The 22267-nt window shown below is 38.6% G+C and carries 17 protein-coding genes; 3 read left to right on the forward strand and 14 right to left on the reverse strand.

Features of this window, described 5'->3' with window-relative positions; genetic code table 11:
* Nucleotides 1-11: 11 nt before the first annotated feature.
* The 8 genes from IEV35_RS11885 to IEV35_RS11920 form a co-directional block, all read right to left on the reverse strand.
* Nucleotides 12-917, reverse strand: coding sequence for an ROK family protein (locus IEV35_RS11885; RefSeq protein WP_188384871.1), 906 nt, complete (start codon nucleotides 915-917; stop codon nucleotides 12-14).
* A gap of 105 nt (nucleotides 918-1022) precedes the next feature.
* Complete coding sequence (locus IEV35_RS11890; protein WP_188384872.1) at nucleotides 1023-1715, reverse strand: alpha/beta hydrolase; 693 nt, start codon at nucleotides 1713-1715, stop codon at nucleotides 1023-1025.
* Nucleotides 1712-2464: a glycerophosphodiester phosphodiesterase gene (locus IEV35_RS11895; protein WP_188384873.1), complete on the reverse strand. Its 753-nt coding sequence runs from the start codon at nucleotides 2462-2464 to the stop codon at nucleotides 1712-1714. Before IEV35_RS11895 ends, IEV35_RS11890 begins: the two co-directional genes overlap by 4 nt.
* Before the next feature lie 34 nt (nucleotides 2465-2498).
* Nucleotides 2499-3479: a Gfo/Idh/MocA family protein gene (locus IEV35_RS11900; RefSeq protein ID WP_188384874.1), complete on the reverse strand. Its 981-nt coding sequence runs from the start codon at nucleotides 3477-3479 to the stop codon at nucleotides 2499-2501.
* Nucleotides 3476-4111: a hypothetical protein gene (locus IEV35_RS11905; protein WP_188384875.1), complete on the reverse strand. Its 636-nt coding sequence runs from the start codon at nucleotides 4109-4111 to the stop codon at nucleotides 3476-3478. Before IEV35_RS11905 ends, IEV35_RS11900 begins: the two co-directional genes overlap by 4 nt.
* 10 nt (nucleotides 4112-4121) lie before the next feature.
* A complete protein-coding gene (locus IEV35_RS11910) occupies nucleotides 4122-4955 on the reverse strand; it encodes a sugar phosphate isomerase/epimerase family protein (RefSeq protein ID WP_188384876.1) in 834 nt (277 codons plus the stop codon).
* An 11-nt stretch (nucleotides 4956-4966) separates the two neighbouring features.
* The gene (locus IEV35_RS11915; protein WP_188384877.1) at nucleotides 4967-6019 is read right to left on the reverse strand and encodes a Gfo/Idh/MocA family protein; all 1053 of its coding nucleotides are present in this window, start codon (nucleotides 6017-6019) and stop codon (nucleotides 4967-4969) included.
* Nucleotides 6020-6043: 24 nt separating this feature from the next.
* The gene (locus IEV35_RS11920) at nucleotides 6044-7108 is read right to left on the reverse strand and encodes a Gfo/Idh/MocA family protein (RefSeq protein ID WP_188384878.1); all 1065 of its coding nucleotides are present in this window, start codon (nucleotides 7106-7108) and stop codon (nucleotides 6044-6046) included.
* 323 nt (nucleotides 7109-7431) lie between these two features.
* Here IEV35_RS11920 and IEV35_RS11925 point away from each other — a divergent pair, with 323 nt between their 5' ends.
* The 3 genes from IEV35_RS11925 to IEV35_RS11935 all read left to right on the forward strand — a co-directional run bounded on the left by IEV35_RS11925 (nucleotide 7432) and on the right by IEV35_RS11935 (nucleotide 9339).
* A complete protein-coding gene (locus IEV35_RS11925) occupies nucleotides 7432-7842 on the forward strand; it encodes a ribosomal maturation YjgA family protein (protein WP_229740735.1) in 411 nt (136 codons plus the stop codon).
* Nucleotides 7843-7954: 112 nt separating this feature from the next.
* Nucleotides 7955-8785: a polysaccharide deacetylase family protein gene (locus IEV35_RS11930; protein ID WP_188384880.1), complete on the forward strand. Its 831-nt coding sequence runs from the start codon at nucleotides 7955-7957 to the stop codon at nucleotides 8783-8785.
* 104 nt (nucleotides 8786-8889) lie between these two features.
* The gene (locus IEV35_RS11935; protein ID WP_188384881.1) at nucleotides 8890-9339 is read left to right on the forward strand and encodes a DUF421 domain-containing protein; all 450 of its coding nucleotides are present in this window, start codon (nucleotides 8890-8892) and stop codon (nucleotides 9337-9339) included.
* Between the two features lie 68 nt (nucleotides 9340-9407).
* On the opposite strand, the gene IEV35_RS11940 is transcribed toward IEV35_RS11935, so the two are convergent.
* The 6 genes from IEV35_RS11940 to IEV35_RS11965 form a co-directional block, all read right to left on the reverse strand.
* Complete coding sequence (locus tag IEV35_RS11940) at nucleotides 9408-9722, reverse strand: hypothetical protein (RefSeq protein WP_188384882.1); 315 nt, start codon at nucleotides 9720-9722, stop codon at nucleotides 9408-9410.
* A gap of 250 nt (nucleotides 9723-9972) precedes the next feature.
* Nucleotides 9973-12024, reverse strand: a complete 2052-nt coding sequence (locus IEV35_RS11945; RefSeq protein ID WP_188384883.1) for a S9 family peptidase — start codon at nucleotides 12022-12024, stop codon at nucleotides 9973-9975.
* Nucleotides 12025-12299: 275 nt separating this feature from the next.
* On the reverse strand, nucleotides 12300-12572 hold the full coding sequence (locus tag IEV35_RS11950) for a DUF1292 domain-containing protein (protein ID WP_188384884.1): 273 nt from the start codon (nucleotides 12570-12572) through the stop codon (nucleotides 12300-12302).
* A 240-nt stretch (nucleotides 12573-12812) separates the two neighbouring features.
* The gene (gene mbcS, locus IEV35_RS11955; RefSeq protein ID WP_188384885.1) at nucleotides 12813-14393 is read right to left on the reverse strand and encodes an acyl-CoA synthetase MbcS; all 1581 of its coding nucleotides are present in this window, start codon (nucleotides 14391-14393) and stop codon (nucleotides 12813-12815) included.
* A gap of 241 nt (nucleotides 14394-14634) precedes the next feature.
* Complete coding sequence (locus IEV35_RS11960; protein ID WP_188384886.1) at nucleotides 14635-14892, reverse strand: hypothetical protein; 258 nt, start codon at nucleotides 14890-14892, stop codon at nucleotides 14635-14637.
* Between the two features lie 13 nt (nucleotides 14893-14905).
* Complete coding sequence (locus IEV35_RS11965; protein WP_188384887.1) at nucleotides 14906-22246, reverse strand: InlB B-repeat-containing protein; 7341 nt, start codon at nucleotides 22244-22246, stop codon at nucleotides 14906-14908.
* Between the last annotated feature and the right edge of the window lie 21 nt (nucleotides 22247-22267).

Raw genomic sequence — 22267 nt, forward strand, 5'->3', positions numbered from 1 at the left:
ATTTATCCTCCTTAGTTTGTATACCATGCTAGACTTGCTGCTCCGATAACACCGGCATGTTCTCCAAGATTAGAAACCATGATCTTTACAGGTTTAACAAGGGAATCCATCCCTTTCTGTGGAACGCTTTTCCGCACCTTTTCGGCTAGCCATTTTTGGCGCTGTAATAAGCCACCACCGAGGACAATTACCGTTGGGTTAAACGTATGAATAAGACTAATCATGCCATAGGTGAGTGCCTCAATGGCTTCATCGATCACTTCCATCGCCAACCCATTTCCTGCTTCATACAGAGCAAACACTTCTTTACTCGACATCTCTTTATTGCTTCTATCCTTCATTCGATTGGCAATACCAGTTCCAGAAGCATATACTTCCAGGCAACCTTTTGACCCACAGTTACAAGTAGGACCATGCATATTTACTGTAATATGCCCTAATTCACCGGCAGCCCCCCACTGGCCATGGAGTAACTTACCACCACTAACGACTCCACCACCAACACCGGTTCCTAGTGTTAGCCCAATCAAATCTTTCGTTCCTCTTGCCTCACCAAATATATATTCCGCAACAGCAAATGCATTGGCATCATTATCGAGCCAAATAGGAAGATCGGTTACTTTCTTTAATTCATCAACGATATGTATGTTGTTCCAATCCTTTAGATTATCGGTTGCAGAAAGTATTTGTCCTTTTTCATGTAGTACTTGTCCTGCAGAACCAATGCCTATTCCGACAACGGTATGTTCTACATCTGTAAACTGAGAGACTATTTGCTTTAAAACTAGTAAAATCGATTCACTAGATTCAGATGGTGTCGGGAACGTTTGATGTTCTAATAGTTTTCCATCTCTCGTAACAAGTCCTGCAGCAATTTTCGTCCCACCAATATCAATACCGAGACTAACTTCGGACATTTACACCCCTCCTCACATCGCGGATATATTTTTCAAATAGTAAAAATAAAGTGGAAATATCCTCCTTTTAAAAGTATAGTCTATTCAAAATAAACCGTCAACGAACTAATCAATGAGAGTTTTTAGTGCATTCGGAAGGATTCTTTTCCAGTAAACCCAAAGATGGGACTCCTCTTCTTCATCAAAACGTAAATGGACTCCCTTTTCTTGGAGTACTTGTTGTAATTGTATATTTCTTGTATAGATAAATAGTTGTTCCTTTGTAATTGGTGAAATAAATTCATCTTCATACATGCCAACCGTTTGATGAACATGCCAATTGACAGGTCCTTCCATTGCTGCTACTGCTGTAATATCTTCTTCTGAAATTGCGGCCGATTGTAATAGAAGATGATTCCACATAGCTGGTTTTTTACTAGCAATGTTTACACTAATATTAGCAGCAAGGGAATCCCCTAGTGCTGCCCGCTTCATAACGATGAGATTCTTTTCCACCTTCGGAATCAGTTCCTCATACATAAATGATATGTAATGATGAAAAGAATCCCCTCTATGATGGTAGGAATGCCAACGTTCTTCTGATGTTCCTGGGTGGATGAGGACAACCATCCAATTGTCTAATGATGAATGTTGATTTACTAGCGTTTCAAACGTCTCCTGAAATGCCCCTAATTCTAAATAGTCATTTCCATCTTGAACATATAACATGTTGACCGATTTACGGTTGGAAGCAGGAGGAATAATTCGATACGCTATCTCCCTGTTTAAGTACTTACTTGCTATAACTTCTTGTTTCATACGTAATTACTCCTCTCCTCTTCCCATCGACTTCGAATGGTAATCGCACGTTCTGGATAATCGGTAATGATCGCTTCACAGCCTAATTGGAAAAAGTATTCCATCAGTTTCTCATCATTAACTGTATAAGGACGAACTGGGATATGATGAGCCTCGGAATAACGGATCATCTCCTCTGTCATGCTGTACAAATGCGGATGTAGGCTTGTTGCTCCAACTGTCTCGGCATAATTCCAAGGCTCGATTAGTTTTGCCGAATACAGAATCGCAATATCAATTTCCGAATCGAGTGCTCGCATATGTCGCATACTTAGATGGTTGAAGGAAGAGATGATTGTTTGCTTTTTCAGATTGAATCTTTCCACTTCCTTCAGAACCATTTCTTCTAAGTGTGGATATTCTAGATAAAACACATTTTTCAGTTCTATGTTAATAAGAATATTTGCTTCTTTCACTAAAGCAAGCACTTCTTTTAGTTCAGGGATTTTCGCTCCTTTAAATTCTTCGGACAGATGATTTCCAGCGTCTAGCTTTTTCAATTCATCCATCGTAAAATCTTTCACATGCCCCCTACCATCCGTGACACGATCAACGGTCTCATCATGAAAAACAGCAATTTTACCATCCTTCGTTAAATGAACATCAATCTCTAAACCATCTGCCCCAACTCGTATCGCTTCTTGATATGCTTCCATCGTATTTTCTGGATGTGTCCCCGCACTCCCACGGTGACCAAAAATCTTTGTCATGAAGAAATCCCCCTGTTTTACTAATCCTGGGCAATTAGTTTTTTAATGAAACTGGTGCCTCGCGCTTGCTTGATTCGTATGCAGCGAGTGCAACTTCCATTGCTTTTAACCCATCATAACCGGTAATCGATGGTTCTCTCCCTTGTTCCACACATTGGACAAAATCCTGGATGAGCCCAAAATCCATGTTATTGCCAAAGAACTCATGTGTAATTGCATTTTCTTTATCCGAGTAAAGGCGGAGATGCTCTTGATTCGCATCTACTTTAACCGTTTGCTTTGTTCCAACGACTTCAATCGTTACATCCCCCCATGTTGGAGAAGTGGAAAAACGGGACCAACTTGCATCATGAGACGCGATGACACCATTTTCAAATTCTAATGTGAGAATTCCTGCATCGTCGATATCGATGTTATGAAAATACGAATCTACGATGGCATATACTTCGGATACTTCTTTACCTAAATACCAACGCATAATGTCTACCATATGAACCGTATGGTCTAACACGGCACCACCACCAGATTGGTCTGGATCAATAAACCATCCTCCTGGGTTTTGTCCTCGATTTGTTGTTCGGAATGCTACAATCTCTCCAAGTTCTCCGTTCGCAATGAATTCCTTTAAACGTTGAATTGGACGGCTAAAACGAACTGGAAACGCGATTTGTAAAATAACACCATTCTCTTCACACACTTTAATCATTTCTTCTGCATCTCGCACATTCGTTGCAATTGGTTTTTCACATAAAATATGTTTCTTCGCTTTTGCTGCGGCAAGAACCATTTCCTTATGACGATTATTTTCACTACAAATAATGACAGCATCCATCTCTGCTCGTAAAAATTCAGCCTGGTCTCTGTAATACGTCGTTCCATAAGTTGTTGCTGCTTCCTCTCCACGAGTAGCATCATCATCAAAAATACCAACGAGTTCCACATTGGATAATTGGCGTAAACAATCGGCATAACTATAGGCATGCATATGCGCAAAACTCATGATACCAATTTTCATGATCTACCACCTCCTGTTAGACGCTTATACAAAGCCTCCAGTTGTAAAAGAAGCTCTGGTTTAATTGGATGAGCATTTTTCATTAAAATTTCTGCATCGTAGACAAGTGGTGCATTAGTCAATTGTTTCGGATAGAAAGGATTCATATCATCGGTGTTAAATTCAATGATATGCCCATTTCCACTCCATTCGAGCTCTATATACTCTCGATCAGCAGTTGTATAATCGAGATGGGCCATACATCCATTTCCGAAATTGATCGTTACGATCAGATGACTCACATCTCCGTTAGCTTCTTTCACAAAAATATCCTTCGCTTCTCCAAGAAGTTTCGTTAATACAAAAACATCGGTCGTGACCGAATATTTCTCTACATTCTTTTGGAGTCTGCGCATACGGAAGACCCCTTTTGGCGTAGAGGCGGTTTGAATAATTTCTTTTACTTTTTCGAAAAAAGCATAGCTTTCTAAGTCAAAATAAACATAACAATCTTGCCGTTGTGCTCCGGCCGCTTCTAATGAGGAAATTGGAATGTATAGTTGCTGATTGCCTTCTACCATCGATGGTGTCAGCGCGTTTGCAATAGACATATTTCCTTCCACTTTCCTATCGTTTGTGACTACAATCATCATGGAATTCCTCCTATCTTAATAGTTCGCGTAATCGTCTAACCGATTCAATCGTTGCTGCTTTCGGTTCCTCAATTCCTTCATACTCCACCGATAACCAGCCATCATAGCCAACTTCTTTTAACCCATCAACAATAAACTTCAAGTCGACTTGGCCATCTCCAGGAATCGTACCAATTAATTCTTCCCCTTCTATGGAGCGAAAACCGATAACATCGTCTTCCTGTTGTTTCTTGCGGAAGTCTTTAAAATGAACATGGACAATTTCTTCTTTTAAAGTAGTAAATGAGTTCGTTGGCTCTTGATGGACAAGTAAGAAATTTCCCGTATCAAAGGTCGACTTTACATAAGGGCTATTCACTTTACTAATAATGTCTAATACTTGTTCACTGCGACCAGCAAGCAGGCCATGATTTTCGATAGCTAGATATACTTTTTCTTGTTCGGCTAATTTCGCTGCTTCCTGTAGTCCTTTCACAATCCATTGTTGTCCTTGCTCATACGTCAAATCTCCATGTAAATCCCCACAAAAGACACGGACAACATTTGTTCCTAAACGTTTGGCAGTATGAATGCCATCGGTTACTTTTTCTAATGCAGTTTTGCGTTCTTCTTCAGAGGACGATACGAAATTATTCGTGACATCATAGGCAGAAACTTTCATATCGTTTGCTGCAAGTGCTTCATTGATGGCGTTAATTTCAGCATCTTTATCCTTCCAATAAATATCAAGTAATTCAACACCATCTAACTGAATCTCATTCGCATATTGAATAAAATCCATGACACCCCAGTTTTCTTTATTCACTACTTTATGTAAACTGTACATACTCACACTAACTTTCATCACAGTTCCTCCTATAAATAGATTTCTTTCTTTAATTTGGCAGATTCATAGATTCCATTCAGCATTCTCATAACTGTCACCCCATCTTCAACCGGAGCGATATTCTCACTTCCATGCAGACAACAAGAAACGAAATGATTAATTTCATTCGTAAAGGCATTATTAAAGTCAAATCCAAGCGTATCAATTTGTGGTGTTACATTTAAAATCGTGTCATGTTTTTCAGAAACAATTGCTAATTCAGGCTCGATTTCAGCTCCACCTTTATCCCCATAAAGTTTCACAGATATTTCATCTTTCTTCGCTTGAAGGGTAAAACTAACATCCACCATAAGGGATGCACCATTTTCAAAGCGAATGAGGGCATTTGTTAAATCCTCGACATCGTTTAATGTTGGATCATAATCGGCCGCTTGATAGAAGGAAAGATTTTTAATATGACTGCGATTACCAAGTTTCTTATACGTGTTTCCAGAAACAGAGATTGGGCGAGGTTTCCCCATTAAATACCAACAAATATCAACCATATGTACTCCTAAATCAATAAGAGGGCCACCACCAGATTTCGTCATGTCACTAAACCAACCACCTGGATTACCAAGTCGTCGTAAGCATGATGCTTTGGCATAATAAAGTTCACCTAAGTCCCCATGATCGATAAATTGTTTCAGCAGTTGGGCATTGTCTCCATGTCTCCGAACAAATCCAACTTGCAACACGTTTCCAGTTCGTTTAGCAGCTTCTTCCACCGCTTCCGCTTCTTCTACTGTCATACTAAGAGGCTTTTCTACTAACACATGTTTTCCCGCCTCCAATGCTGCAATCGCAATTTCCGCGTGGGAATTATTCCATGTACAAATACTAACAGCATCAATGGAAGGATTAGATAATAATTCACGGTAATCCGTGTACAGATTAGTAACTCCGTATTTTTCACCTTTCTCAGTAAGACGCTTTTCATTTAAATCACAAAAAGCAACAAGCTCCACTTCTTCATTTTTCCTATATGGTTGGATGTGCATATCTGATATAGATCCAACACCGATAACGGCAACTTTTAACATTGTTTTCTCTCCTTTTTGGTAGATTTATAGTTCATCATTCATGACGATTTCTCTGTTCTTCTCAGAAGATTCATAGATTGCTTGTAGCATTGCAAGAACACCGTAACCATCATACCCTGTTACACTAGGTGTTTCGTTGTTCCGTATAGATTGAATAAAATGGTCCATTTCAACTGGGAACGGATCTTTCGCTTGGAAAGATGGAGTCATTTCTGTAAAGATTCCATCCTCTTCTTTATAAATGGTTAACGGATGTAACTTTGCTCCACCTTCCGTACCAAGAATATCAATTTGAATACCGTCATCCTGTTCACCATTTACTGCCCATGTTGTTTCAATCGAAAGTACGGCACCATTTTTGAATCGTATCCATGCAGAAGCGAAATCATCTACATCAAACACATTGTTCTTATTTATATGTTTGTTTTTCGATTCCCATGTCGACACGTGTTTTGTGTCATAGGCTCCCAGTGCAGTCTTCACCTTTCCTGTTACAGTCATTGGTTCTGGTTGCCCCATTAACCACCAAGCTAAGTCTAGGACGTGAACACCGATATCCATTAAAGCTCCACCACCAGATAAGGCTTTATTTGTAAACCAGCCCTTCGGTGTGCCCCGTCTCCGGAAAAGTTTCGCCTTCACATAGTAAATATCGCCAAATGTATTTTTAGTTGCATAGTTCTTTAATATCTCGGTGTCGGTACGGAATCGATGGGTCATGCCTACCATCGTTAGGACGTTATTTTCTTTTGCTATTTCTAAAAATTCTTCTACCTCTTGTAATGAAGTACCAATCGGTTTTTCTAAAAATACAGCTATTCCATTTGCTGCCGCAATTTTGGCAATCGGGATATGTGTCACATTCGGTGTACAAATAAGAACAGCATCAACATGAGTATTGGCGATTAATTCTTCGATCGTATTAAAGTAGGAGGGTATCCCATATTGTTTCGCAACTTCTTCCGCTCTTCCCGGCTGGACATCAATGACCGCTGTCACTTCTGCATCAGGATGTTCCAATAAAAATTTCAAATGTGTTGCTTCTGCTATTGCGCCAATACCGATGATCGCTATTTTCACACGTGTCATAAGCTCATCTCCCATTTCATTAAATGTATAAAGGAATTAATATTCAAAATAAAAACAAAAGAAGAATTATTTCTCCTATTGTAATCGGTTTCATTATAACACAAAATAATTTGATTAAGAGAATAAAATATATCTTTTGAATTTACATAGGAATGTAGTAATGAATATTGGATGAGAAGTAAAGGAGTTTTTGCCTATTTTGCTTGTCATGATATATGATAAAGCTATCAATCAATTGGTGGGTATTTCGAATGAATTGATTTTCGGTAAGAATTAGAACTTCTTATAATTAGGTAGAAAGAGAGATTCCGATGAACAACTCTATGATTCTAAAAAATTTACGATTTTCGTATCTTTTTGCCATTTTGGTAGCTATTTTTCTTGGCCTCGCCTCGCGAAAATGGGGGCATGTACTCCCTTCATTTCTAGCAGAAAATGCCGGTGATGCCTTGTGGGCAATGATGGTTTATTTTGGATTTCGTTTCTTAATGACAGGAAGAAGTCTGTTTCTGGCTATTTTTCTAGCATTCCTTACTAGTTTTAGTATTGAATTTAGTCAACTTTATCAGGCAGAATGGATCAATCATATTCGTCATACAACTTTGGGTGGATTAGTTCTCGGTAAAGGGTTTCTTTTTGTGGATCTTGTTCGTTATTCTATCGGAATTATAGTAGGCGGGTTACTAGACCGGTATGGGATAATGAGATTCCGGCAAACGGAAAAGGCGGAGTAACAGCGGGCTTTTCTATTAATCTACTGTTAATCGACAATGTTCGAGCTTTTTCGGGAGGTGTCAGGCACCTTCAAACGCACTTTTCATAATTATTTGTATAGGAGACTTATAGATGAGACGAGTGTATTTGTTTCTTGTTATTGTTTTATTAGTTGGTTGTCATGAGCCAGTTGCGATGGATGGTAGTACTGTTTCAGCTAAAGAGCAACGACTTTTGTTGAAGGACGTTCCTAAAGTACAATCGGTAGAAATTAACATGGAGATGTTTCGTGGGACACCGAAAGAATGGGGAGAAAATGTAACTGGGGTGAAGCAACGCTTTGTAACCGAGCGAGATGAGATTGCATTGACATTTGATGCTTGTGGTGGACCATATGGAAATGGGGTTGATGAAGATCTCATTACCTTTTTACGTGCCGAGCAAATTCCTGCGACCCTATTTGTGAATGAACGATGGATTCTTGAGAATGAAAAGATGTTTCTATCCCTTGCAAATGATCCACTCTTCCAAATTGAAAATCACGGTACCGCCCATTCCCCGTTATCGGTAAATGGTGGAGAGGCTTGGGGAATTCCAGCAACTACTTCCCCAGAAGAGGCATACGAGGAAATTATGCGTAATCACCGCACTGTCATGGATTTAACTGGTCACAGCATGACCTTATTCCGTTCTGGTACGGCATTTTACGATGAAATTGCTGTCCAACTCGCCAATTCACTCGGCTATGAAGTCGTTAATTTTGATGTGTTAGGCGATGCAGGGGCAACTTTTTCAGCATCTCAAGTGGAACAGGCATTATTATCGGCTCGTCCTGGATCGATTATACTTTTACATATGAATCAACCAACTAGTGGGACAGCTGACGGAGTGAAAGCTGCAATCCCACAATTACTTGCCGATGGATTTGAGTTTGTGTTGTTGGATGGGAAGGAATTGGAGTGACAGTGTTTCGTTAGATTTGATGTCACTCCCTCTTTTTTACATTCACAGTAGCCCAAAGAAAACAATATACTTTACTATCAAATACATCAAGCAGGTGGGTTCCTTTGGAATTTTATATCCTTACAACAGTAAAGTTAATTGTCGGTCTTGTTGTCGTGTTGCTTATCCTTCGGTTATTAGGAAGAAAAGAACTTGCTCAAATTACCCCAATGGATATGGTGTTTGTTGTCATGCTAGCTTCGATCTATGCAGGTATGGCAACGGATAATAGTGTACATGTCGGGAGACTGGTCATTACCCTACTAATTTGGGGTGTACTCATCTTAATATTAGAACGAATTAAAAGTAGAAAGAAAATACACAAGATATTAGAAGGAGAACCAAAAATCATAGTGAGTAATGGAAAAGTGAATCGGGATTTATTAGAACGGGAAAATATGACGGAAAAAGAATTGAAAATGCAACTACGATCAGAAGGGATCTTTCATATCGAAGAAGTAGAACTCGCGATATTGGAGATCAGTGGGTATATCAGTGTGAAAAGGAAAGAATAAACAGGTTGGATTAAGTTCGACATATTTCGAGCTTTTTCGGGAGGTGTCAGGCACCATATAATACTCCTTCACATGGTGGTTTTGTTTCGTTCGTTGACGATATTTCTTTCTAATTTTCTTTGTTCGGTATTGTAGTTCATTATGAGATTTTGCGCTTTTCCAACGTCCTTTTCTAGTACGGATATCGTAATCGTAATGGGACTGTTATGGAAAGTCATCGTTGATATCCAGTCAATCGGAGCGGAATATTTTGGGTTAAGATGATTGTTTTTTAACAACCAGAACATCTGTTGAGAAGTCGTAATATCCTCTTCGCCTGCTTCGTATACTACAACGTATTTATTTTGTTTCTGAACGTAGTAAATAATCATGCCTGTTACCATTAGGAAAAAATAATCATCCAATCACCAACCTATTGTTCTCTACATTCCTCACATTCTTAACCACTTTTGACTTTGATATACCTTACTAGCTTGAACAGATGATATAGATTTGTTGGCTTTCATTCGATTCTTGAAGCTTATACTAAAGAATAGGAAGATTCCATCCCTTTATAAAAAAGCTGCTTGCTTTAGACTTATCTAAAACAGGCAGCTTTTTTGTTCGACAATATTCGAGCTATTTCGGGAGGTGTCAGACACCTTTTGAATGACAAACGCTTAGCACAAATGCGTATAATTCGGCGACTTCTTTTAAATAATTAAAGCGACCGGATGCGCCAAAGTGTCCTGCGCCCATATTCGTTTTAAGCACTAGTAGATTGTTATCTGTTTTTAGAGCGCGCAGTCGTGCAACCCACTTGGCTGGTTCCCAGTATGCAACACGTGGGTCATTCAAGCCAGTAGTGATATACATATGTGGATATTCTTTTTCCTCTACTTGATCGTAAGGGCTATAGGATTTCATATAAAAATAGTCTTCGCGTTTTTCTGGGTTCCCCCACTCGTCATACTCCAATGTAGTTAGTGGGATAGAAGTATCAAGCATGGTTGTCACCACATCAACAAATGGAACTTGTGGAACGATTACTTGAAATAACTCTCCTGCCATATTGGCAACCGCTCCTACAAGTAGGCCACCAGCACTTGCTCCACGGGCAGCCATTTGGCTTGGTGTTGTGTACCCTTCGTGAATTAGATGTTTTGCTGCAGCAATAAAATCTGTAAATGTATTTCGTTTTTGCTGCATTTTCCCGTCTTCATACCAATGCCTTCCCATCTCAGAACCACCACGAACTTGTGCAGTGACAAATACAACACCTTTATCTAAGACTGGAAGACGATATGGATCGAATCGAGGATCACTATTTGCACCGTATGAACCATACCCATATAAAATTAGTGGAGCTGGCCCGTCATCCAGCGCACCTTCTCGATAGACCATATTTAACGGTACTTTTACTCCATCCTCGGCTACTGCCCATAGTTGTTTTTGACGATAATCTGATGCATTGTATCCTCCACTAACTGGTGTTACTTGTAGCTGTTCAAGTTTTTCAGTGTGGAGATTCAGTCCATACGTTGTTTTTGGTGTCAGTAATGATTCATATTGGATTAACACTTCATCAGCGTCATAGCTCTGATTGGATACAACGGAAACAGTGTACAGAGGCTCTTCCCATGTGATTTGATCCAATTGACCATTCTTTAATACCCCAAGCTGTGTTAACCCATTTTCTCTACCTACAAGTAGGACAGCATCTCGGAATGGATACATCCCTTGCAAATAGCGCGCCTCACTATGGGCAACGAGTTTTTCCCGTTTTGTAAAATCATCGAGCGGGCAACGGTGCAATTCAAAATTTAGTGCACCTTCATTCGTTAAAATAAGTAAATCATTTTCCCAATCCTCGACATCATATTCAATCCCTTCACGTCTTTCATCTACTAGCTGTAATTGGGATAATGGTGCATCGGCATCAAGTAAGCGAATCTCACTAGTTATTTTCGATCTGGAATGGACAAAAATGAATCTTCCACTTTGCGATTTTGTAATGTATAACGTAAATGTCGTATCTTTTTCTTCAAAAATTAGTTCATCACTCTCTACATTCGTACCTAAGCGATGTCGCCATAATTGATATGGACGCTGATGTTCATCAACTGTGATGTAAAAAAGATAATCCCCACATTTACTCCATTCCAAACTAGCGTATAAATAGACATTTGGAATCTCATCAGGCAGTCGTTCACCTGTTTTCATATCTTTTACATAGGCCGTATATCGATCGGAACCATCTCGATTTTCTAAGTAGGCAAGGCGAGTATGATCGGAACTCATGCGGCGAAGCGTCACACTTAAGTAGTCTTTATCTGCTGCTAATTCGTTTAAGTCGAGTACAACTTCCTCTTGTGCCTCTGTTAAGGCTGGGCGATTCGCAGCCTTCTTTCGTGCATGAATTGGATATTGCTTCGTTTTATCCATCCGTGAGTAATAGAAATATTCACCGTGTTGAACAGGAACATTCACTTCTGATTCTGGAACACGCTCTACCATAGATTGATAGATTTCCTCTGTCAGCTCATTCAAGGGCTGCATTACTTCGTCATAATATCGATTTTCTTCTTCTAAGTATTCGATAACTTCAGGATTATTGCGGTCCCTCAGCCAGTAATAATCATCCTCCCGCATATCTCCATGCAATGTATGAACATGTGGTATTCGTTTGGCAATAGGTGGTTTCATCTGAATCTCCCCTTTCGTTGTATATGTATATATTCGAGAAAGAGGCAGAAATATCCTTTTTTCGAGGGGGAGTTAATGGGAGAATGGTGTCTAGAATGGTGTCTGACACCACCCGAAGTTTGTCGAATGAGGTCGAATCGAGAATCTCATATCATTGTCAGTAAATGAAAAAAGCTATTTGTCATTGCGCTAACATAGCCGCAAAACAAATAGCTTTCTTTCGACAAAAAACACCATTTTTCGGGAGGTGTCAGACACCTAAAGAGAAGTGGTTTTTATTCTTCGTCGTCTTCCATGATTGCTTCGAATGCTTCGGATACTTTATCGAATTCTTCATCGGTTTCGATGGCTGATAGTTCACCATCTTCATCTATTTTCAAGAAAAATATGTCAATATCTTCTTCTGTTTCTTCCTGAAGCTCTTCGACAAAGCCTACTGCCACATAATCTGTTCCTTGTAATGTTACTTTAGCGATAACCTCAACTAAACTATCTTCATTATTCTCATCACTAATTGTAAACACTTCTCCTACTTCAATTGGATCCATTTATACTCCTCCTCATCATAACTATCCTTTGTTCCTAAGCTATGATTTCCAATGATATAGATAAATATACTAGACGTAAAGCCTGAGCTCGATAAAAAAGCTATTTGTTATACAATCCTATAATGGACGTTAACAAATAGCTTTTATGTTTCGACAATATTCGAGTTTTTTCGGGAGGTGTCAGACACCTACTATACACCTACTATTGAGTGGACACCTATAAAAGTAAAGACACCTTATTTATATAGTGTGTTGTTTTTCTCTTTGTCTTAGTTCGACGCGGCGAATTTTTCCGGATGTTGTTTTTGGAAGTTCGTCGATAAACTCTATCTTTCTCGGATATTTGTATGGAGCGGTCATTTGTTTCACATGGTCTTGCAGTTCTTTGATTAGCGCTTCTCCAGCGTCTACAACATGATCTTGTAAGACAACACATGCTTTTACGACACTTCCACGAATCTCATCCGGACTTGCAATTACTGCACATTCTTTTACCGCTGGATGTTTCACGAGGGCATCTTCTACTTCGAATGGCCCGATCGTGTATCCAGAACTAATAATAATATCGTCATTCCGACCTTCAAACCAGAAATAGCCTTCTTCATCCATTTTGGCTTGGTCCCCAGTAATATAAAATGTTCCGCGATGGGTTTTCCGTGTACGTTCCTCATCTTTGTAATACCCTTTAAATAATGCTGGTGTATCTAGTGGGATGGCTATATCACCTACGACACCAACTCCTACCGGGTCTCCATCTTCATCGATTAATTGAACATCATTACCTGGGATAGGTTTACCCATTGCGCCAGGTTTTACCTTCACACCCTTTAAAAATCCTAATAACAATGTATTTTCAGTCTGACCATAACCATCACGAACCGTAATATTAAAATACTTTTCAAACTGGTCAATAACTTCACGGTTTAATGGCTCTCCTGCCGAGACGGCACTATGAACTGCTGATAAATCATAGTCTTGTAGATTATCCAGTTTTGCCATGAGACGATATTCTGTCGGCGTACAGCAAAAGACATTGATTTTATTATCCTGGATTAAGGATAGATATTTCTTCGGCTCAAACTTCCCACTATAAACAAATCCAGTCGCACCTGTTCCTAGTACAGATAAAAATGGACTCCATACCCATTTCTGCCATCCTGGTGCTGCTGTTGCCCAAACGATATCTCCTTCTTTTATTCCTAGCCAATGGGTTGGCGCAGAACTCATGTGAGCAAAGCCCCATGCATGAGTATGCATCACCGCTTTCGGATTACTCGTTGTTCCAGAAGTATATGGTAACATTGCAATATCATCACGAGACGTAGCAAGGAATTCTAATTCGTCAGAAGATGAATCTTTTAAACTATCTAAATGATTCCATCCATCGACCGCTTCACCAACCGTAAACTTTGTCAGCTCGTCGTATTCTTTAACCCCAGTAAATTCTCCGATAAAATCAGAATAACTAACTACACCACTTATCTCACCATGTGTAATACGATATTGTAGATCCTTCGTGCGGAACATTTCCGAGCTAGGGATAATAATAATACCCGTTTTTAATGCTGCAATATAAACCTCATATGTCTCTATTAATCGGGGCATCATCACTAGAATTTTATCCCCTTTTTTAAGACCTTGTTCTAAAAAGATATTACCAATCTTATTCGCATTCTTTATTAAGTTTTCATAGGTAATTTCTCGTCGGTCACCTTGTTCATTTTCCCAAATAACAGCCAGTCGATTAGGATCCTCGGCATATTTTTCAAATTCCATCACAATATTATAATTCTCCGGTGCGATTAAATCTTCTCTTTTCACTAGAAACCACCTCACCTTTCATTTTTAGTACTAGATACTAATTTCTAATCATTATATCAGATAATAAATTAGATGCATATAGTACAAATGGACAAATTTATATTTCAAAAATTAGCAATGAATTATCCAAAATGGAAAAGTCCTTATTAAAATAAATAAAAAAGCTATCTGCTTTAGAACATGAAGTCCTAAAACAAATAGCTTTTATTGCTACTTGGGACAAAAATTGCCCCAAGTTTTTCTACGCCCCTCTTGCCGTCTTACAATTTGGGCATGCTTTACTAGTAGATTCATATTGTTGCCCACAATTTCGGCAGAACACGACGCCTACTTCTATACCTGATTTTTGTGTAAACGTAGTATTCACTTTCTCTGTAGGTACGCCTGTATTCTGGCTACCTGCTGACTTACCCTTACTAATCATTACGATGATTGTAATGTTTAAAATAATGCTAATGATAATGAGTATGTTTGTCAGAGATGTTAATTCTTCTAACATAGCTCCTTCCCCCTTAACCTACTTTATCTTCTAGAATATCTTCTTCTGTTACTTTATCTTTTCTTCTGTATACAAAGTAGGCAGCAGTGGCCAATGCAAGGACACCAATTCCACCAAGAGATCCGATAAATACAGGCTTATTATTGTACCAACGAACAAGTAGATTAGTAGTTACAAGAACTTCTTTCACATCCGTTGTCATTTCATTTCCTGCTGCATCTGTTGCTGTAATGGTAATGTCCTGAGTAGAGTTAGAGTTATTAATATCAAAGATATAATTATCTCCCTCTACTGTATATTCTACCTCTTCGTCATTGACTTGAATTTTAACGTCAGCTAGAACTAAGTTGTCTTTTACAGAAACGGTTGCTGTTTTTACATCAACTGCATACTGTTTTCCTTCTTCAATGTCAATTGGAACGATAACTGGGCTGGTTTTATCGATACCGAAGGAAATTTCTGCTTGTTTCGCTTCATCAATATTTTCATTAATATTTCCTGCTTTATCTTCGGAATAGATAGCAATCGTATATCTTCCATCCCCTGCAAATAGTTCCTTATGAATCGTATACGTATACTGACTCCAAGAGCCTTCACCACTTGTTTCGGTAACCGTATAGTCTTCTCCTTCGACTAAATCAGAAGGCGAACCGTTATGTGTCATCTTAATCGTAATTGATCCATCGATTAAACTGTCTACGTTTGTCTCAGTTATGATAATATCTCTTTCCTCTTGGATGAATTTATCGACAATCTCCTCTAACGATTCGTCAAACACATATACAGATCCAAATCGGTTAACAGAGAAACGAATTTCTTCGCTAATCTCATTTCCTGCTAAATCGACAACAGTAGCTGTTAATGTATAGAGATCATCGTATTCTTTTAATTTCTTGAAATTATCAAATGTAAATTCTTGCCCGTTCGTTATGTTAGAGAAACTTCCCTCTAACTCAACGGAACCTCGGTTAGCTGCTTCTAATTCAATCGTTACACCATTCGCATCAAAGTTCGTATCGGAATACGTAATAACTGGTGCTACTTTTCCATTATTCGCAGACATATCTTCCACACCTGTAATCGACAATTCTGGCTCGGTTAAATCAACATAGAACTCTTGAGCTTCGAAATCATCTGCTACATTACCAGCCATATCTGTATAGTCGATGTCAAAGCTATATAATGCATCCCTTTGATAGGATATGGTTGCAGTATGAACATCACCATTCGATGACCAGCCACTAATAGCTGGGAAATCTACTGCATTTCCACCATCTGTTGCGGAACCATCAATAACAATTCTACTTGGATCAAAATTATGCTCTGTCACTGAAATGGTTGCTGTTCTCGTTGTATTGAAGTAGTTTCCATTCACTGGATTGTTATTATCATAACTAACTTGGATGACTGGTTTTGTCTTATCAATCGTAAAGGAATCCTGGTCATATGGTGCAGCTTTATTCTGTGCCATATCTTTAAACGCAATATCAAATGTATAATCCCCATCAGCTGTATAACTGATTGTTGCAGTATGCGTAGATAAATCAGGATTGTTACGATTAATCTGAGACGTCCAACCATTTAGCGTTGGGATCGTACCATCTGTATTCGTAATTAAATGTTCTACATCTTTTGGATCGAAGTTTCTTTCCGTAATCGTAATCGTTGCTGTTCTGTCAGCGTTATAATAATCCGCGTTTTCTGGATCTGGCGAATTATTATCATAGACAACATTAATGGTCGGTGCTGTCTTATCAATACTAAAGGTAATTTCTTCTTCCGACGTATTACCAGAACGGTCCGTCATTTTCACTTTGACGACAATATCATTACTATCATTCGTCACGGTAATAGTTTTCTTCATTTCGGTAACTAAGTTTTTATCGGTTTTTGTCTGTTTCCACCCTTGTGTCTGACTACCTTCTGCATACGTACGATCATTGTTAAGCTTTAGACTGCCACGTTGATTATTATCTGTATCATATGGGGAAACGACAGACCATTCAATTTCACTAATGCCCGAGTACGTATCGGTTACCGTTAAATCAACATTAACATTACTAGGATACAGATCCATCCCATTATTATCTTTAAATGGTGCTTCTAATCGGTCAAATTCAATATGTGTTTCTTTCGCATGCTGTTGTGGACTTTCTACAATTGTTCCATCTGGTGTATAGAAATCACTTGTATTTTCCACAAAATCCGTTGCTTGTGCAAAAATTTGCCCTTTAAAGGAACGTGGAACAGTAAAGACGACATGATCTTTCGTTTCAATTGGTGTGATCGTACCAATATTAGATTTTTTAATCTCTTTAACTGATCCATCTTTTAGTACAGCATAATACTTACCATTTTCATAGTCTTGTAAATACACTGTAATAGACTTCAAGTCACTCTTAAATTGATTTACAACTTTTGGATCTTCCGCACTAACGCGGACTTGCATTCTTTCTTTAAAGTAATAACCATATTCCTTTAACTCTATGGAAGAACTTAATTTATCCGCTTCATCAACTGGTTTAAATCCTTTGCCGGATAGAGCGAATTCAAAGTTTGTAATTTCTGGTTCTGTTTCATCAATAAAGATTTCATGGGTGATTGTTTCTTTATTACCGGCGTTATCATACACTTCGACCGAAACATCGTATGAACCATCAGAGTTTATATCGACATCTTTCGTATTAATATTATAGACTTTATTCGTCGTCATTTCTGCTAGTTCCGTATAATCATAGTTATCTGTATGGTCATTTACTTCATTCTTAACTGTTGCAACACCTGATTGCATGTCTGTCGCATGAATTTCAAATGTCACATCGCCATTGTACCAATTTTTGTAAGATGACACATCATCATCATGTTTAACATTAATTTCTAGTTCTGGCTTCTCTTTCTCCACGACAATGTTATGATTTGTTTCCGAAACGATATTCGAGTTTTCATGAGTTACATCATACGTCGCCTCGTTGTGGGCTAAATCTTTCAGAGTAACTTGGAAGGAATCATCAAAGCTATCTACATCCAGTGTATATTCTGCACTTGCTGTTAAATTAGCCTCATCCACAGGAAACTCTACGCGTTCGTTAACTTCTCCTCCACTAGAGACAAATTCAATGGACTCAATCCCGGAAGTATCATCTTTCGCATCTACCGTAATTTCCACTTTTTTATTGAAGAACGTACCAAATGTAACACGGTTCATTAATTTCGCAAAAAACCCGTCATTTTTTTGTTCGAAAGTGATCGCATATTCATTATCATCATCGCCATCTTTTAAATATGCTGCTGTTTTGTCGATATAGAATTGTTGTAATTCAAAGGCACCATCTTCCAATTCGTTTCCAGCCTTATCCGACACTTCGATATCGTACTCATAATAATCATCTTCGGTAAAGGCAATCGTTGCTTGATGAATACCTGGTTCCACTTCGACCCACTCACTTAAAGCAGGGAAGTTTTTCTTAGCTGGTATCGTATCAATGATTCGGAAACGGTTCTCATCAAAGTTAATCTCGCGAACTTCGATGGTAGCTATTCGTACCTCTTTATAATAATAACCATTCGCTGCATCGTTATTATCATATTCGACAATTACTTCAGGTGCTGTTCCATCAATAATAAATTGATCTGGATCTACAGGTGGTGCTTCATTTCCTGCATTATCCGTGTAGCTGATCGAGAATGTATAATCCCCATCTTTTTCAAAATTGATAGTTGCGACATGGGTCGTTTCGTCCGGATTGACTCCTTCTTCCGGAAGGTTCGTTACCCATTCACTAACTGCAGGAACTTCTCCACCATATGCATTCGTAATTTCCACTAAGACATCTTCCGGATTGAAATTACGTTCTGTGATCGTAATGGTAGCTACTCTGGCCTCTGGATAAATATGACCATTTTCCTCATCGGAATCATAGTTGTCGAACTCTATATCAATTACTGGCTTTGTTTTATCAATACTAAACGTCAATTCCTCGATGGATTCATTCCCCGCACGGTCAGTCATTTTGACATAGATCACAATATCATTACTATTATGTTTTACAGTGAATGTTTTCTTCATTTCTGTAACTAGATTATGATCGGTTACGGTCTTTTCCCATCCTCTTGTATCACTATTTTTTCGATATGAACCATCATTATTAATCGTAAGTGACCCGTTCTCATTATGCTCGGTGCTAAATGGAGCTTCAACATACCACTCAATTGATTTAATACCAGAGTACGTATCGGTCACGGTTAACTCGACTTCAACATCTCCGTTGTACAAGTCTTTCCCATTGATGTCGACTCCAGTTGGTTCACTATCTCGGACCAATTCAATATGTTCTTCCAACTCATGTTGGCTAGGACTTTCAATAATGGTCCCTCGAATACTTTCAAATTCCCCGATATTTTCTACGTTATCAATTGCTTTAGCGATGATCTGTCCTTTAAAGGATTCAGGTGTTAGGAACTGAAACTCGCCATCGGTAACAATTGGAGTAATTTGATCAATTTCCGATTCCTCAATCTCCGCTAGCTTTCCATCTTGATCAACCGCATAATATTTATTATCAGCGTGATCTTTCAGATAGATGACCATAGACTTCACACCACTAATAGAATCATTATCCCCTTGCTCATCAGCAGCCACTACGGTTACTCGTAATTGTTCTTTAAAGTAATAGCCGTATTCAGTAAGCTCTACGAATTGCTCCAGCGCTTCCTCTGTATCAATTGGAGTACCATCATCAGCTGTTTCTAATAATATTCCATTAATTACTGGACTCATTTTATCCACATAAACGATTTCATTCATAGTGGATATATTCCCAGCATTATCTGTAACAACGACTTCAACATCATACTCCCCATCATCACTTGACAGGTCGGATGTGTTCAACGTATAAAAAGCATCGGTTGTTTTCTCAGCATTGTCTTTAAACGATTGTTTAATTTCTTCTCGATCATTTACATTCACAACTACTTCGAATAAACCTGAATCCACATCACCAACGGAAATATTATAGTCGACATCCTGATGGAAATACTTTTTGCCCGTATCTTTTTCCACATAAGTAGGACTTTGGGATAAAGTAATTGTTCCTTCCGGCCGTACTTCTTCAATCATAATAACTCCACTATTATTTGCTTTAATATTAGAGTTATCGATCGTTACTAAGTATGTTTCGGTATGATTCGTGTTATCGGTAACTTTAACGGAAAAAGAACCGTTGTAGCTTGATGTTTTTATCGTAAAGGTTTGTTCTGCTTTCTTACCTTTTTTCTTTATTTCTCCTTCTTCAATCGTTGGAGATTTATCCCCGTTAGGAATAAGTTCAATGGATTTTATTCCTGAACCGGTATCCTCTACTTCAACCGTAGCTTTTATTGCCTCTTTAGCGAATGTACCGAACGTGAGGAAGTTAATAAATCCATTTAAACCACCATCATTTACCTTCTCAAATTTGACTGCCTGACCGTCAATTAATGATGGATTCGTTTGGTCGACATTCACTTCTACATATTGCAAATTATAATTTCCTGCTTCATCGACTGCCCATACGGTATACTCCCCTTCATAATGTTCATCAGGAACAGGAAATGAAAAAGTATTACCATCTCTAGTAGCAGTTTGTGCTTTTGCAATTGGGCTATTAAACTTTCCTTTTACATAATAAACAGCTTCAATATCTGTTGCATACGACGTTCCTTTATAATTTTGGTTAGGGTTGTCAATATCACCTGTAACCGTAACTCCGCCGCTATACCACTTCTTACCGTCTCTTTCATATTCATTCTCACCTTGTAGTTGTACATTTTTCATTTCAGGTGCTTTTGTATCAAAAATAATGTGCAAATCTTTATCTAAATGAGCTACTACACCAGAGTTCAACTTAGGTCCTCTAAGGATTAGGTAGTCAAAATCGGTATTTCCATATACATTTCTCTTTTTTTCCCATCCATAATGCCAAATTCTAGTGTATGGATCTACAGGAGTTAATGTAACGGTCGTATCTTTACCGAACACATACACATTTTTAGCATCAGTGGATAAATCTAATAGCCTATCTTCCGTATTAATGGAGACGAAACTTTCCCATGGTTCTGGTTCACTATTACTAGGAATCTCTTGAAATTCAGCACGAATACGAATATCACTTGTAATGAGTAACACTTGATATGTGTAATGGCCTTCATCATGAACTTCAATATTCTCGAGTGGAATCTCGTTCTCACCGACGATTAATGATTTTAGTTCATATGCTTCATCTGGTGTTAACGTGATGAGGACAGGCCCACCATGTTCTACTTCTGTCTTTGAAACTTGAACCTCACCATGCTCCGTTGGGTCAACAGTAATTTTGTACGTGTTTTTCGCGAAAGTGATTTCAACGTGAATATCTTTTTGAACTTGCTCCAGCTGATGGGTATAGCTATCCCCTCGTGAAAGCTCGGATAAATCTAATTTGTTTTCGTCAACTTTAATTTCAGCGATATGATAACCAGTATTTGGTGTTGCTGTAAAACTCGTGGATTCATTATGTTCAACCGTTATCGATCCTTCTTCTCCACTTACTTCGTTCCCATCTTCATCTGTAATCTTACCGTTTCCATTACTAGAAAACGTAATGGTGTAATACTTTAAAAACTCAACTTCTATGACTGTATCGTTTGTAATCGTAATCTCACCCGAATATTCGTTACCCGTAACATCTTGATTAGCGCCATTAATTTTAATGGAGTTAATCTTTGTATTTTCTCCTGCTGTCACGTCAATGGTTACTGTTTCATCTTCTAACACATCTACTGGGTTTTCATATACATTCCCATTTAGCTTAATCGTTCCAGTACCTGAACTAGTTTCAGAGGAGATAACAGATACTTGATAGTAAACTGGTTCTGGTTCAGGTTCCGGCTCTGGTTCTTCTTCACCAGGATCAGTTACCGGATCAACAAATCCACCTTCTTCCGTGGAAACATCATACTTGTACGTCGTTGATATTCCTTGAGACCGATCAAGTGTAAAACTTTGTTCCACTATCTCTTCTTCCGTTTCTATTTCTACCGTAAATGTAATGACATTATTTCCTTGTAACACCTCTTGTGTAATCTCAGGAAATACCACTTCCCCGTTCACATCGGTTTGACGCGGTTCACCAATTGGATTTTCATCTAGATTCCCTTTTACCGTCATCCCTTCAACCGCAGTTCCATCATTTACAATTTGCAATGTAAACTCATCTGTTTCCTCTTCACCTTGTGCAATGACAATTGGTAGTCCAAATTGCATTTGATAGGTGAGCATGACAAAGGCGAGAACGATTGCTACAGCACGATTCACTCTTACTTTATTTTTTTCAATCATTGATTTCTCTCCCTATCTCCG

This window comes from Ornithinibacillus halotolerans, assembly GCF_014637405.1.
Taxonomy (GTDB): domain Bacteria; phylum Bacillota; class Bacilli; order Bacillales; family Amphibacillaceae; genus Ornithinibacillus; species Ornithinibacillus halotolerans.

Excerpts from the sequence above, each read along its gene's own strand:
- IEV35_RS11885 (WP_188384871.1), bottom strand. The coding sequence starts at position 917 with ATGTCCGAAGTTAGTCTCGGTATTGATATTGGTGGGACGAAAATTGCT.
- IEV35_RS11890 (WP_188384872.1), bottom strand. The coding sequence starts at position 1,715 with ATGAAACAAGAAGTTATAGCAAGTAAGTACTTAAACAGGGAGATAGCG.
- IEV35_RS11895 (WP_188384873.1), bottom strand. The coding sequence starts at position 2,464 with ATGACAAAGATTTTTGGTCACCGTGGGAGTGCGGGGACACATCCAGAA.
- IEV35_RS11900 (WP_188384874.1), bottom strand. The coding sequence starts at position 3,479 with ATGAAAATTGGTATCATGAGTTTTGCGCATATGCATGCCTATAGTTAT.
- IEV35_RS11905 (WP_188384875.1), bottom strand. The coding sequence starts at position 4,111 with ATGATGATTGTAGTCACAAACGATAGGAAAGTGGAAGGAAATATGTCT.
- IEV35_RS11910 (WP_188384876.1), bottom strand. The coding sequence starts at position 4,955 with ATGAAAGTTAGTGTGAGTATGTACAGTTTACATAAAGTAGTGAATAAA.
- IEV35_RS11915 (WP_188384877.1), bottom strand. The coding sequence starts at position 6,019 with ATGTTAAAAGTTGCCGTTATCGGTGTTGGATCTATATCAGATATGCAC.
- IEV35_RS11920 (WP_188384878.1), bottom strand. The coding sequence starts at position 7,108 with ATGACACGTGTGAAAATAGCGATCATCGGTATTGGCGCAATAGCAGAA.
- IEV35_RS11925 (WP_229740735.1), top strand. The coding sequence starts at position 7,432 with ATGATTCTAAAAAATTTACGATTTTCGTATCTTTTTGCCATTTTGGTA.
- IEV35_RS11930 (WP_188384880.1), top strand. The coding sequence starts at position 7,955 with ATGAGACGAGTGTATTTGTTTCTTGTTATTGTTTTATTAGTTGGTTGT.
- IEV35_RS11940 (WP_188384882.1), bottom strand. The coding sequence starts at position 9,722 with ATGGTAACAGGCATGATTATTTACTACGTTCAGAAACAAAATAAATAC.
- IEV35_RS11945 (WP_188384883.1), bottom strand. The coding sequence starts at position 12,024 with ATGAAACCACCTATTGCCAAACGAATACCACATGTTCATACATTGCAT.
- IEV35_RS11950 (WP_188384884.1), bottom strand. The coding sequence starts at position 12,572 with ATGGATCCAATTGAAGTAGGAGAAGTGTTTACAATTAGTGATGAGAAT.
- IEV35_RS11960 (WP_188384886.1), bottom strand. The coding sequence starts at position 14,892 with ATGTTAGAAGAATTAACATCTCTGACAAACATACTCATTATCATTAGC.
- IEV35_RS11965 (WP_188384887.1), bottom strand. The coding sequence starts at position 22,246 with ATGATTGAAAAAAATAAAGTAAGAGTGAATCGTGCTGTAGCAATCGTT.